The organism is Candidatus Clostridium stratigraminis, from assembly GCF_045310675.1.
GTDB lineage: Bacteria > Bacillota > Clostridia > Clostridiales > Clostridiaceae > Clostridium_AT > Clostridium_AT stratigraminis.
On sequence record NZ_JBJHZZ010000010.1, the window covers coordinates 84,492 to 98,661 of the forward strand.

Here is a 14,170-nt window from a genome sequence, read left to right on the forward strand (position 1 = left end):
GAACTATTAAGGGACGGCCACTGCCGTCTTTTTTTATATTTGTATAAAATGTGTTGACGGATATAAATACAATGCAATAAAGTTCTTACATTGGTTATGTTATAAAATATCCAATCTTTAAGGGTTTTTAGGACATAACTAATGTATTAGAACTTTTGAATTGTATAAATTACCTTTTAGGAGGTGAAAGTTATTAGTAAAGATTTTCTTATTAATGAGGAAATTAGAGAAAAAGAAGTAAGACTTATTGGCAGTGATAACAGCCAATTAGGTATTATTTCTACAAAGGAAGCTTTGAGGATGGCAGAAGAAAAGGAACTAGACTTAGTTCTAATTGCTCCTACTGCAGCTCCACCAGTTTGCAAAATAATGGATGTTGGCAAGTTCATATACGAGCAGCAAAAGAAGGATAAAGAAGCAAAGAAAAAGCAAAAAATTGTTGATATTAAAGAAGTTAGACTAAGTCCTAACATAGAAGAACATGATATTTCAATTAAAGCTAACAATGCTAGAAAATTCTTATTAGATGGAGATAAAGTGAAAGTTACAATTAGATTTAGGGGAAGAGAAGTGGAATATTCTCATCTAGGCCTTGGAATACTTCAGTCTTTCTCAAACAGATTAGATGAGGTTTGCATAATAGAAAAACCATCTAAACTGGAAGGCAAAAATATGATAATGATTTTAGCTCCTAAAAGAGCATAACTGAGAGGAGGAATTTTATTATGCCAAAAATGAAGACACATAGAGGTGCAGCAAAGAGATTCAAGAAAACAGGTTCAGGTAAACTTAAGAGAGCTAACGCTTTTAAGAGCCATATATTAACTAAGAAGAGCTCAAAGAGAAAGAGAAATCTTAGAAAAACTAGCTATGTAGCAGCTGCACAAGAAAAATCAATGAAGAAATTATTACCATATCTATAATATGAGATTCTTAAAGGAGGTTAATTAAATGGCAAGAGTTAAAAGGGCTGTAAACGCTCGTAAATATCATAAGAAAATATTAAAGCTAGCGAAGGGCTACTATGGTGGAAAAAGCAAATTATTCAAAACTGCTAATGAAACAGTTGTAAGAGCTTTAAGAAATGCATATGTAGGCAGAAAACTTAAGAAGAGAGACTTCAGAAAGCTTTGGATAGCAAGAATAAATGCTGCTACTAGAATGAATGGTCTTTCCTATTCAAGATTTATGAATGGTATAAAGCTTGCAGGAATTGATATAAATAGAAAAATGCTTTCAGAGATAGCTATAAATGATCCAAAGGCTTTTGGAGAATTAGTTGAAGTAGCTAAGAAGCAAATAAACGCTTAATAAAAATGCAGCTTAAGGCTGCATTTTTTTATTAGAAGTAGGTGAGAGTTTTTGGAGCTAATTCAAAGCAAGGATAATATTACAATTAAAGAGGTAAAAAAGCTTAAGGAGAAAAGGCATAGAACTTTAAATTCTAAATTTTTAGTAGAAGGTTTTAGGTTTACTAAAGAAGCTTTGAAATCTTCTTTTAATGTTTCAGAAATTTTTATAAATGAAAATAGTTTAAATAAGTGGGAAGAATATAATATAGAAAGCATGCTTACAAATTCCACAAAAGTGTACATAGTTAAGGAAACTATCTTTAGGCAGCTTTCCGATACTGAAAGCCCACAAGGCGTAATTGCTGTGGTAAATAAAATTAAAGTACCTGTAGTAAAAAAAGAAGGCATTTTTGTTTTAGCAGATAGAATTCAAGATCCTGGGAACTTAGGAACTATTATTAGAAGTGCACATGCCGCAGGAGCCTTAGGTGTTATAGTTACTAAAGGCACCGTGGACATTTATAATGAAAAAACCTTAAGGTCTACAATGGGATCTATTTTTAACATACCAGTTATAGAAGATGAAAATTTAAATTTTACTAAAGCCCTAAAAGAAAGCAATTATAAAGTAATTGTAAGCTCTTTAGAGGATTCAACTGATTTTTATATGGTTAATTTAAATCAAAATTTAATTATAGCTGTAGGTAATGAAGGAAGCGGAATTAGTGACGAAGTTTACCAAATTGGAGATATTAAAGTTAAAATTCCTATGCCAGGTGGTGCTGAATCCTTAAATGCAGCAGTGGCAGCTTCAGTTATGTTATTTGAAGCAGTAAGACAGAAGTTGACATTTAATATCAAGTAAATTATAATAAAAAATAAGTTTATATTAAACTGTGATAAAGAGAGTAAATATAATAAATTTTTTCAGGGAGAAAAGGTCAAAGACTGAAAGCCTTTTTATAAGTTTTTATGTTGAAGTTCGCTTTTGAGTTCTGACTGTGAAATAAAGTAGCTGTCAGTGGGTAGAACCATTAAATTTATCTAAGAGGACATTTATTGTCAATTAGGGTGGTAACGCGGAATATATCCGTCCCTTTTTTGGGACGGATTTTTTATGTACAAAATTTGAAAGGAGATAATGATTATGAAAGAAAAACTTGAAGCTATTATGCAAAATGGTCTAAAGGAATTAAAAGAAGCAGCCAGTAAGGTTGAAATTGAAAATATTCGAGTTAAATATCTAGGAAAAAAGGGAGAACTTACTCAAATACTGAGAGGTATGGGTGGGCTTTCTCAAGAAGAAAGACCAATAATAGGTAAAATGGTTAACGATGTGAAGGAGACTCTTGAAAGCTTTATAGAAGAGACTTCACAAAGTATTAAAAATAAGGAAAAGGAACTTAAGCTTCAAAGAGAGGTTATTGATATTTCAATGCCAGGACGAAAACAAGAGCTTGGGAAAAAGCATCCACTTGTTCAAACAATTGATGGAATTCAGGATATATTCTTATCCATGGGCTTTTCAGTAATTGAAGGGCCAGAGGTTGAGCTTGACTATTATAACTTTGAAGCACTTAATATTCCTAAAAACCATCCTGCAAGAGGAGAACAGGATACATTTTATATAAATGATAATATAGTTTTAAGAACTCAAACTTCACCAATGCAAATAAGAGCTATGGAAAAGCAAAAGCCACCGATAAAGGTTATTGCTCCAGGAAAAGTTTATCGTTCTGATGCAGTAGATGCCTCACATTCGCCAATTTTCTATCAGATGGAAGGATTAGTTGTAGATAAGGGTATTACTTTTGCAGATCTAAAAGGAACTCTTGATTTATTTGCTAAGAAGATGTTTGGTGATAAGGTAGTTACAAAATTTAGACCTCATCATTTCCCATTTACAGAACCTTCTGCAGAAATGGATGCCACTTGCTTTATGTGCGGTGGGGAAGGCTGTAAGCTTTGTAAAGGAAGCGGCTGGATTGAATTACTAGGGTGCGGCATGGTACATCCGCAGGTACTTAAGAATTGCGGTATTGATCCAGAGGTTTACAGTGGTTTTGCATTTGGTTTTGGAATAGATAGAATGGTAATGCTGAAATATGGAATAGAAGATATAAGACTTCTTTATGAAAGTGACGTTAGATTTTTAAAACAATTTTAAATTAGGAGGCTATATAATTATGAAGGTACCATATAAATGGCTAAAAGATTATGTAAATGTAAATATATCACCTAAGGAGTTAGCTGATAGACTTACTCTTTCAGGTTCTAATGTAGAAGAGGTAATTACTTCAGGAGATGAAATACAGAATGTAGTTACTGGTAAGCTTTTAAAGATTGAACCTCATCCAGATGCTGAAAAATTAGTAATCTGTCAATTAGATGTTGCTGTAGGGGAAGAACTTCAAATAGTTACTGGAGCAGATAATATGAAGGTAGGTGACATAGTTCCTGTTGCACTTCATGGTTCATCACTTCCAGGTGGAATGAAAATTAAAAGAGGTAAATTAAGAGGTATTGTCTCAAATGGTATGATGTGTTCCGAAGAGGAACTTGGCATAGCAGGAGAAGAGCAGGTTCATGGGCTTATGATACTTCCTAAGGATACACCAATAGGTAAGGATATTAAGGAAGTTCTTGGATTAGATAATGCAGTTATTGATTTTGAAATAACTTCCAATAGAGCTGACTGCTTTAGTATTGTAGGAATGGCAAGGGAAACTGCAGCCACTTTAGGGCTTAAATATAATATGCCAGAAACTAACTTTAAAGCCAGCTGTAGTAATAATATTAATGACAGCATTAAGGTAGAAGTTAAAGATACTGAATTATGCAGAAGATATATGGCTAGAGGAGTAAAAGATATTAAAATAGAACCTTCTCCGGCTTGGATGCAGGAAAGGCTTATAGAGGCAGGGGTAAGACCTATAAATAATATAGTAGATATTACAAATTTTGTTATGATTGAGCTGGGACAGCCAATGCATGCCTTTGATAGAAGAGAAATTACATCAAATAGTATTATAGTTGAAAGGGCAGATGAAAATGAAGAGTTTGTAACCCTTGATGGAATAGAAAGAGCTCTTAATGCTAATGTACTTAATATTAAAGATGGTAATAAGACTATAGGCCTTGCAGGTATTATGGGAGGACTTAATTCAGAGGTTAAGGATGATACAACAGAAATTGTATTTGAAAGTGCAACCTTCGATGGAACTAATATAAGAGTAAGTTCTCAAAATTTAGGTCTAAGGACAGAGGCATCCTCTAAATTCGAGAAGGATTTGGATCCTAATCTTGCTGAGCTTGCTATTAACAGAGCATGCAGCTTAGTAGAAGAGTTAAATGCTGGTCATGTTATGGAAGGAACTATAGATATTTATCCAAAGCTTTTAGAAGAAAAACAGCTACAAGTTAGTGCAAATTGGGTAAACAAGTTCCTAGGAACTGAAATAACTGCAGAAAATATGAAAGAATACCTAGATAGACTAGAGCTTATAACAGAATTAAAGGAAGAAAACCTTATTATAACTGTTCCTACCTTTAGAGGAGATATAAATATAAAAGAAGATGTTGCTGAGGAAGTTGCTAGAATATATGGCTATGATAATATTCCAACAACAATTATGAGCAGTGCTTCACTTAATGGTGGAAAAAATAAAAAGCAAAAGCTAGAGGATAAGATTATAGAAAGCTTAACGGCCAGCGGTTTAAATCAAGCAATAAGCTATTCATTTGTAAGTCCAAAGGTATTTGATAAAGTATTAATACCTGTGGATTCTGAATTGAGAAAGGCCGTAACTATTAAAAATCCTTTAGGTGAAGATTTTAGCATAATGAGAACAACGTCTCTTCCAACTATGATGGAAGCTTTAGCAAGAAATTATAGCAGAAGCAATGAAGCGGCTAAATTATTTGAAATTGGGAAAATTTATTTGCCAAATGAAGATGCTTCAAAGCTTCCTGAGGAAACAAATATCATTACTATAGGAATGTATGGCAAAGTTGATTATTTTGATTTAAAGGGAATAGTAGAAAATGTTTTTAGTACTGTAGGAATTACAAACGTTTCATTTAATAGAGAAAGCAGTAATGAAAGCTTCCATCCTGGAAAAACTGCTTCAGTTTATAGTAAAAAAGAAAATCTAGGAATTATAGGAGAAGTTCATCCTGATGTATGCGATAATTATGGTATTGATGAAAACACTTATGTGGCAGTACTAAATCTAGATTTGCTTGTTAAACTCTCAAGTAATGTAATTAAATATACTTCCTTGCCAAAGTATCCAGCGGTAACTAGAGATCTGGCTGTGCTTGTTGAAGACAGCATACTAGTACAGCAGATAGAGGATATTATAAGAAAGCAGGGCTCAAATTTACTTGATAGCATTAAGTTATTTGATGTTTACAAAGGAAGCCAAATACCTGAGGGAAAGAAAAGCGTTGCATATGCCTTAAGCTATAGAGCGGAAAATAAAACACTTACAGATGTAGAAGTAAATAAAACACATGATAAAATAATTCGATCACTTGAACATCAATTAGGTGCAGAACTTAGATAATGAAAAGAAACTTCCAGGTTATTAATCTGGAAGTTTTTTTATAAATAAGCTTTTAAATTTAATTAACAATTCATATTTTTATGGATAAATTAGTTAAATAGATGTTTTCTACTTAAAAAAAGTATGCTAAAATATACATAATTAAATGAAAAATTAAGAAGGTGAATCCATGAATGTGATTACCGTTAATATAAATGGTATGGAATACAATTTAAGAGGGGAAGAAAATGAAGAGTATTTGCATAAGGTTGCAAGACAAGTGGACAAGAAGTTAAAACATATATTAAGCAGTAATCCAAAGCTTAGTTTATCTTCTGCGGCAGTTCTTACTGCATTGAACTCTGTTGATGATATGTTAAAATGTGATCAGGCCTATAGCGAGGTTGAAGAAGAAAAAAAGAAGCTTAATGCAGCTGTTAAAAGTAAAGCAGAAGAATTAGAGGCACTTAGAAAGCAATTAAAATATTTAGAAGATTATAATGCAGAACTTCAGTCAAAACTGAAAAATATGGATAATGAAGATTTTTTAAAGGAAAAGCAAAGAGTAATTGAGAAGTTAAACAAAGAGCTTAGTATAACAGAAGAAAATGCAAAAAATTATTTAAATGAAAGAAATTCTCTTAAGTTAGAAAATAAGGAATTAAAGTTTCAACTTCAATCCTATAAATATAAAACTATAGATCTACAAAACAAATTAATTGAAAAAGGGATAGAACTTACAAAGGTTAAGAAAACAAGGTTCCCAGCTGTATCTTCTGATTAATTAAGAAACATAAAAACATTAAAATAATTTAGAAAGTAATCTTTGTATGATGAATTGCAGCTGCATATTGCAGTTGTTTTTTTATTTCTTAATAGCTCATTATTTCTACTAAAACATATACTGTATATCATAACTAATGTAATACATAAAAGAAATACGAGAGGCTCAGTGATTAATAATTAATGATTACAAAAAAGAAATATTAGGGGCTCAATAATTGATAATTGTTGAGTACATATTAGGAATACAAGGAGGTTTGTAAATGAACAAAAATGAAAATAACCAATCGAAGCATGAATTAGAAAATAAGGGTAATAAGGAAGAATGTGATGGAAAACTACTAGAAAATTCTGTACTAACTAACTGTACTGATATGTTAAGGGAGCTTCCTGCAAAATTTGAAACTTCATTTGTAATTGCCGAGTTTAAGGTTCAAGTTGATGTTGAATCAAAGATTAAGCTAGCTGAACCAGCTATTGAAATTAAAAGGATTAAAAAGAATGTTTTTTTGACTGAATGCAGACTAGTAGGGAAAACTAATAAGGTTTTTATTAAAGGCTTTGTTAGAAAAAATATAGAATATGCTACTATGGATTCTGTAAGCAACTCAGGTGTTTGTGGAGCAATAAAGCATACAACTGTTCACGTACCATTTCGCTGCACTGCTGAGTTAAAGAATATGAGAACACCAGAATTTAAGGTTAATCCTCAAACACAAGAGATTACCTATTTAAATAAAGAAATTTGCGGTTGTGATACTAGAGAAAAGGATTTAATAAGCGGGGAAATTTTTAATGAAAAGGTATTTTGCAAACTAGTAAGTGCTGTTATTCATGAGGCAGATATTGAGGAAGAACATGAAAAAACAGAATGTTTTCCAGGTGAGTTTTTATTTCAGAATTTTATAGAAAAAGAAGTAATCTGCTTAACCATAAAGCTGCTTCAGAACCAGGAAATATGCGAGGATAAGAAAGAGAAATTCAGTCCATTTGATTTTTAATATTGCCAAGTTACCAGGCTTTTATAAAGTCCTGGTTCTTTTTTTGTGACAGTTATTCAAAGGTGTACATATAATAAATATAAAGCAGATTTTTAATTAAGAAGAACAATAATTAATTCAGGAGGGAATTTATATTGAGCAAACATATTAGACGAAGCTCTGATTTAGATCCTAATATGTTAATAATATTACTTCTTATTCTAACTACTTTTAGTAAAAGGCCTATATTTTTTGTCCAGGAGGAACTGCATAAAAATAGACGTGGAGCTGCAGCTAATAATGATGTTCCTTTTAATTCAGAAGACAGCGGTAATTTATTTAATGACAGCGTTAATACAAAATCTTCTGTAGATCTTAATAATTCAGAGGGTAATACGGATTATAGCATTGTGTATAAGGACTTAGAGGAATTGGATAGACTCTCTAGTGTTACAGCTACAAATGATATTATAGACAAAGGTAACCTTATTAGCTCAGAAGTTATTCCAGAATATCCAAATAAATTAATAAAGCCCAATTGTGAAAATAATCAACTTGTAATTGCAGTTCCGGTATTAATATCCCAGTTTGAAATTGAATTTTCCACTGAAGCTGAAATTGAATTAGACTTTCCTGCCCTTGACATCAAAAGAATAAATAAAAGAGTAATTTTACAAGAGTGTAAGTTGCTTACAGATGTAAGTAAATTATTTTTAAGCGGCAAAATAAGAGAGAACATAGAGTATTCAGCTATCAAATCTGAAGCTGAAGATAATAACGATATAAGACATGTTGCAGTTGAAATTCCATTTAAGTGCACAACAGTAGTAACATATTTTACACTACCTATAATTAATTATGACAATACTCAGATTGAAATTGAAACTTTAAGAGAAGATAGCACTGGAAATGAAATAAATGAAAAGACACAAATAAGCAGGGAGGAATTTAATGATAAAATATATTGTAAGTTAATCAGAAATGAAATTAATGAATTATATATTGCAGATGATAATAATAATAGCAATTTAGAAGATAAGAGGCAGTTTAATATGTTAAATGAAAAATTAGTTGTAAAGCTTACACTAAAATTGATACAAGAGCAGCAAATAAATATTAAAAATGATACCTTTTAAAGCTGCAAATATATATTAAATGGCCTTTTTAATTAAATGATTAATATAAAGCTAACTCTTAATTAGCAAGAGGCGCTATTAAGGGGCGGTTAAAATAACTGCCCCTTAAAAACTTATATATGAATATCATTAGATATGCCTAAGGATTAATTTTTGGGTGAGATTTCTACCATGGTGCTTTAACTATTTCTGAAGGTTCTGTGCTTGAAACTTGAATCAATATGATATCCTTTTCTCTTAATTTGTGGAAGGTACCATGAGCAGAAGCACATAAAAGCCTAAAGCAGCCAGCGCAAACTTCAACACCTGAAACTCTCCATTCTGCTGGATTAATTTCCTCAGGAAAATCAATTTCAGCCGGAATGTTTGCTTGGAAAACAATGTCTTGTGTTATAATTTTACCTGATTTTAGAGTAACTTTTTTCGTGAGCATACCACATACTACAATAACACTGCAGCATACAAGCTCTACTTTAAAATTTTTAAGGTCTGGTTTTAGAATTACAACTGAAGCTATATCGGAATAAGTTATTCCAGGTACAAAGCAGATTTCATCTTCAATTACAACTTCTCCGCAAAATCTTTGATTCTCCAGTTCAGAAGTTGGACATGCCTTACATGGTGTAATCTTCACTTCCATATTATTTTCCCCCATTTTTTTATAGTGTCATTATAACTTCCTAGGTAAATATATTTGATATATTAGGCCTTATTTAGTAGTAATATATGGTGCTTAAAATAAAATGTTACTTGTTAAATGGTTGTTTTCCATTTTTCCTCTGTATCGCAATTATTACAATATCCTTCTCATTAAAAATGGCTTTTCCATTGGGACCTTCCTTAAATCTAAGCAATTCTGAAAATTCACATATGATTTCGGAACCTACAATTTCAAAAATATCTGTTTCTTCTGCACAGTCAAAGTCAATAAAACAGCTAAAAGGGATATCTTTGTGTACAATTAATTTATCTTCAGAACAAAAAATTGCATCCTCAGCCTTATCCCATTTTATAGTTTTATGGAGAGTTCCCCCTATAAGTACCTTTCCACAGCATACTTTTTCAATTTTTACATACAGCTTTGACATAACTTTTAAATCTTTAAAATCCTCAGGCGGTGGAGTAAGGCAAGTTCTAAAATCAATTAATACATCACAGCAATGTCTTACTCTTGGTTTCAGAAATTTATTATTAGAGGTGCATCTTGGTACGGTAAAAGAGTCATCTTTATTCTTTATGAGGCTTTCCATAGCTTTCCCTCCGATTTTAGAATATATATCCATATATTATTTTTAAAAAACAAAGCAGTTTCTATAGTATTATATTCAAACTTTCTATATTAGGTAACATTGCTGCTATAAATTTTTTATTATTAGCTGTACTGTGTAATGCACAAATTAATAAGATAATCATATATATGTTATTGTAAGCATTATTTTGGAAGATAAAATAACAGGTTAGGTGATTGAAAATGAAGAATTTTGAACATGTATCATTTGACGAGGATATCAATCAGAATAATAACTGCTTTTGTGAAGGTCAAAAAAAAGGGGAAAACAGATTTGTTATAATGGTTGATGAATCTCAAGAATGTGAAGCAATATTGACTGGACATCCATTTCAAGAAGTTTTTATTGATATATCTCAGTGCAAAGATAATATTACAGAACAGGAAGAAGATAAGGATTGCAAGGATGTAAAAAAACAAAAAACAATAAGTAAAAGGGGTTCAATAAAATAATATTGAACCCTTAATCTTTTCGAATTATACACGTCTTTTGTTTTCATTTGATTTATTATTTTATGTTTCTATGGCTATATACATATAAATAATAGTTATTTTATTTAAAAAAATAAAAACGTGATATTATATATAATTTTAGCATAGTTATATTTTAAAGGAGATAGACATTGAGATTAAGGAGGATGAATTTACAATGAAGGTTTTACTTTGCATTCGAGGAGACTATATAAAAAGTTTTGCAGGGGATTCCAAAGTAATGCTGATGACTCTAAAATATTTAAGAAAACTAGGTGCCGAAGTTGACATAAATGATGGAGATATTTCTGACTATTCTAATTATGATATTGTGCATCTTTTTAATCTTACAAGAATGGGAGAAACTTATAAATATTATAAGCAGGCACATAGGCAAAAGAAAAATATTGTTATTACTCCTATATATTGGAACCTGAATAAATATTATAGTTTCATGAATAATACTGAAAACATAAAACTATGGGATAAATGTAAACCCTATAGAGAGGAAATTCTTAAAGGCTGCAAGCTAATATATCCAAATAGTCAATTAGAAAAGAGCCTATTAGCTCAGGATTTTAATGTAAATTTGTCCTGTAACATTCTTTACCATGGAGCTGAAATTGAACATGAGGAAACTCCGCTATATAATTTAAAAGATAGATATAATTTAAGTAATTATGCACTTTGCATTGCAAGGATAACACCACAAAAAAATCAGCTTGTTTTAGCCAAAGCCTGCAGTAAATTAGGAGTTAACTTGGTGCTAATTGGAAACATTAATGATAGTTCATATTTTAGTGAATGTATTTCTTACAAAAATGTAACCTATCTTGGCTTTATGGATAGATATAATATTTATAATGCCTATAGATTTTCAAAGCTGCATGTTCTGCCAGGCTTTTGCGAAACCCCAGGACTATCTTCTCTTGAGGCAGCAGCTAGTGGCTGTAATATAGTTTCAACCATTGAGGGAAGTGCAAGAGAATATTTTAAGGATATGGCAGAGTATATTAATCCCTATGATGAGGGAACTATAATTACTGCCTTAGAAAAAAGTCTTAATAAAAGAAAAAATAATGAACTTAAGAATTATGTTTTAGAGAATTATAATTGGAATAAATATGCTGAAGAATTATATCTAAGCTATGAGAGTCTTTTATTATGAGGTTTTTAATAAGGATTAGGATTTATTCTTAATCCTTCTTTTATTTTTATTTATTTAAATTATTAAAAGCTAAAATAAGATTTAAAAATATTTCTTTTAAAATTTGTAATCTATTGTATAATAAGGGTTAGGACATTTTAGGAGAGATGATTATGAAAAAAGTTGAACTACTTGCTCCGGCAGGAAGCTTTGAAAGTTTATATGCAGCAGTACAAAGTGGTGCAAATGCAGTTTATTTAGGCGGAAACAAGTTTTCTGCTAGAGCCTATGCCTCTAATTTTGATGATGAGAATATGATTAATGCAGTAAACTACTCTCATCTATATGGTGTTAAAATATATATTACAATAAATACACTTTTAAAAGAAAATGAAATAAAGGAAGCTTTAGAATATACAAACTTTTTATATAAAATTGGTGTTGATGCATTAATAATTCAAGATACTGGGCTTGCATACTTAGTTAAAACCAATTTTCCGGATTTTGAGATTCACGCCTCTACCCAAATGACAGTTCATAATGGAGAAGGTGCTCTATTTTTAAAAAGTTTAGGTTTTAATAGGATTGTACTATCTAGAGAACTTTCTCTTGGGGAAATAGGCCATATTTCAAAGGATTTAAAGTTAGATACAGAAATTTTCATTCATGGTGCCTTGTGCATATGCTATTCAGGGCAGTGTCTAATGAGCAGCATAATAGGTGGAAGAAGCGGCAATAGGGGAAGATGTGCCCAACCCTGCAGACTTCCATATACTCTAATTAACAAAGCTACACAAAGAGAAAAATCAGCTTATTTATTAAGCCCTAAGGATATGTGTACCCTCGAGGATATAGAAAAGGTAATAGAAAGCGGTACTTCTTCATTAAAAATAGAAGGAAGAATGAAAAGACCTGAATATGTAGCTGGGGTAGTGGATATATATAGAAGAGCTATAGATGGTGTATATGAGGGTAAGGAGTTTGACTTTGCAGAGGAGAAAAAGAAGCTTTTAAAGCTATTTAATAGAGAAGGTTTTTCAAAGGCCTATTTCTTTGGAAATACTGGGAAGGACATGATGGCTTATAACTTTCCCAAAAATACCGGGATTATGCTTGGTAAAGCGGTAAAAGGAGCTTTAGTGGAGCTTAATGAAGCTTTAGTAAAAGGCGATGGTATAAGAATTGGTAATGATGGTTTTACTACTTTAAAAATTTTTAAAGACGGGAAAGAGGTGCAGGAAGCAAACTCTGGGGATTATGTTAAGATAATGCCTGTAAACTATAAAACAGGAGATATTTTATATAAGACCTCTGATGTTTCCTTACTAAAGGAATTGGAAGGCTCTTATAATAACAAATTCAATAGAAAAATTATTGTGCCATTAAAGGTTAACTTTAAAATTGGTGAATCCTTTAAAATAAAAACAATATATAATAATAATGAATTTGTTCAAATTGGAGAAAAAGTTCAAGCTGCGCAAAAGAAGCCTTTAGATAAAGAAAAACTTATAGATAATCTTAGTAAAAGCGGGGAGACACCTTTTAAGTTTAAAGGTATAGACTTTGAGCACTTTGAAGATGGCTTTATACCTATTTCAGAAATAAATGCTGCGAGACGTGGACTCACAGATCAAATAGAAGCTTATATAAAATCAAGCCAGGTTAGAAGCACTCATTTGAAATTAGAATATCCAAAATCAAATAAGTCAAATAAAGACATACCAGAGAATTTAACTGTAATTTATAGTTATGAGCAGCTTAAAGCCTTTAAGGACAGTGAAATAAATAGTGCATTAGCAGTTGACATTTTTCAGAAACAGAGACCGGTAAATTTTGAAGAGGTAAAAAAGCTGAATATAGAAAACCTATATTTAAAGGTGCCTAATATTATTAAAGGTGAATTTGATTATATATACAAAACTATTGAAAGCTATCTTCCTGAAATTAAGGGGATTATTACAGGGAATTTAGGAATTATTAATAGCTTTGCTCATAAGACCACGATACTAGGTGATTATAAATTAAATATATTTAATGAATTTTCACTTAAGTTTTTTGAAAATTATATAACTGGAACGGCCTTGAGTATAGAGCTAAACAAAAAAGAAATTGAAGCTTTGTTAAACAAGGCATCTATACCAATTCAAATTAAAATTTTTGGAAAAGAAGAATTAATGGTAAGTGAGTATTGTCCTATAGGAAGTAATTTTGGGGGTAAAAGTGAAGGGGTAAGCTGCAAGGAATGTTGTGAAACAGGAGATTACGTTTTAAAGGATAGAAAAAATACAGAATTTGTTTTAAAAACAGATAAATTTTGCAGGAGTCATATTTATAATAATGTTGCCACTAACTTAATTCCATATATCAAGGAACTTAAAGCAAATGGAGCTGCATTCTTAAGAATGGACTTCATTGATGAGAACTACGAGGAAACCTTAAAAGTTTTACAGGCGGTAAAAGCTGAAAAATGGACGGTAGAATATGTAAACTTTACAAGGGGTCATTACAAAAGGGGAGTTGAGTAAT

The 14,170-nt window shown here is 31.2% G+C and carries 14 protein-coding genes and 2 other annotated features (1 of these 16 running past the window's edge); of the genes, 12 read left to right on the forward strand and 2 right to left on the reverse strand.

All coding sequences use genetic code 11. The annotated features are described in order from the left end of the window. Nucleotides 1-41 (forward strand) — a sequence feature (ribosomal protein L20 leader region) (it extends 71 nt beyond the left edge of the window). Nucleotides 42-183: 142 nt separating this feature from the next. The 9 genes from infC (at nt 184) to ACJDUG_RS13255 (ending at nt 8,738) form a co-directional block, all read left to right on the forward strand. Next, on the forward strand, nt 184-705 hold the full coding sequence (infC, locus tag ACJDUG_RS13215) for a translation initiation factor IF-3 (protein ID WP_406770348.1): 522 nt from the start codon (nt 184-186) through the stop codon (nt 703-705). Between the two features lie 20 nt (nt 706-725). Further along, complete coding sequence (rpmI, locus tag ACJDUG_RS13220; protein WP_406770349.1) at nt 726-923, forward strand: 50S ribosomal protein L35; 198 nt, start codon at nt 726-728, stop codon at nt 921-923. A gap of 28 nt (nt 924-951) precedes the next feature. After that, entirely contained in the window at nt 952-1,311 is a 360-nt protein-coding gene (rplT, locus tag ACJDUG_RS13225) for a 50S ribosomal protein L20 (RefSeq protein WP_406770350.1), read from the forward strand. A 51-nt stretch (nt 1,312-1,362) separates the two neighbouring features. After that, nucleotides 1,363-2,157 (forward strand): TrmH family RNA methyltransferase, encoded by a 795-nt coding sequence (locus tag ACJDUG_RS13230; protein ID WP_406770351.1) that lies wholly within the window; start codon nt 1,363-1,365, stop codon nt 2,155-2,157. A 22-nt stretch (nt 2,158-2,179) separates the two neighbouring features. Further along, nucleotides 2,180-2,393, forward strand: a binding site (T-box leader). Nucleotides 2,394-2,439: 46 nt separating this feature from the next. Beyond that, nucleotides 2,440-3,459, forward strand: coding sequence for a phenylalanine--tRNA ligase subunit alpha (pheS, locus tag ACJDUG_RS13235; RefSeq protein WP_406770352.1), 1,020 nt, complete (start codon nt 2,440-2,442; stop codon nt 3,457-3,459). Between the two features lie 19 nt (nt 3,460-3,478). Continuing rightward, nucleotides 3,479-5,860, forward strand: coding sequence for a phenylalanine--tRNA ligase subunit beta (gene pheT / locus ACJDUG_RS13240; protein ID WP_406770353.1), 2,382 nt, complete (start codon nt 3,479-3,481; stop codon nt 5,858-5,860). 169 nt (nt 5,861-6,029) lie between these two features. Continuing rightward, nucleotides 6,030-6,623 carry a cell division protein ZapA gene (locus ACJDUG_RS13245; protein ID WP_406770354.1) on the forward strand — a complete coding sequence of 198 codons (594 nt, stop codon included), beginning with the start codon at nt 6,030-6,032 and terminating at the stop codon, nt 6,621-6,623. A 262-nt stretch (nt 6,624-6,885) separates the two neighbouring features. After that, a complete protein-coding gene (locus ACJDUG_RS13250) occupies nt 6,886-7,623 on the forward strand; it encodes a CsxC family protein (RefSeq protein WP_406770355.1) in 738 nt (245 codons plus the stop codon). A gap of 134 nt (nt 7,624-7,757) precedes the next feature. Next, entirely contained in the window at nt 7,758-8,738 is a 981-nt protein-coding gene (locus tag ACJDUG_RS13255; protein WP_406770356.1) for a CsxC family protein, read from the forward strand. 166 nt (nt 8,739-8,904) lie between these two features. On the opposite strand, the gene ACJDUG_RS13260 is transcribed toward ACJDUG_RS13255, so the two are convergent. Next, on the reverse strand, nt 8,905-9,378 hold the full coding sequence (locus tag ACJDUG_RS13260) for a hypothetical protein (RefSeq protein ID WP_406770357.1): 474 nt from the start codon (nt 9,376-9,378) through the stop codon (nt 8,905-8,907). A 106-nt stretch (nt 9,379-9,484) separates the two neighbouring features. After that, on the reverse strand, nt 9,485-9,988 hold the full coding sequence (locus ACJDUG_RS13265; RefSeq protein WP_406770358.1) for an SPOCS domain-containing protein: 504 nt from the start codon (nt 9,986-9,988) through the stop codon (nt 9,485-9,487). A gap of 221 nt (nt 9,989-10,209) precedes the next feature. On the opposite strand from ACJDUG_RS13265, the gene ACJDUG_RS13270 reads away from it, so the two are divergent. From ACJDUG_RS13270 to ACJDUG_RS13280, 3 genes are all read left to right on the forward strand, one after another. After that, entirely contained in the window at nt 10,210-10,479 is a 270-nt protein-coding gene (locus ACJDUG_RS13270; RefSeq protein WP_406770359.1) for a hypothetical protein, read from the forward strand. 196 nt (nt 10,480-10,675) lie between these two features. Next, a complete protein-coding gene (locus tag ACJDUG_RS13275) occupies nt 10,676-11,665 on the forward strand; it encodes a glycosyltransferase family 4 protein (RefSeq protein ID WP_406770360.1) in 990 nt (329 codons plus the stop codon). Between the two features lie 152 nt (nt 11,666-11,817). After that, nucleotides 11,818-14,169, forward strand: a complete 2,352-nt coding sequence (locus tag ACJDUG_RS13280) for a U32 family peptidase (protein ID WP_406770361.1) — start codon at nt 11,818-11,820, stop codon at nt 14,167-14,169. Nucleotide 14,170: the final 1 nt, after the last annotated feature.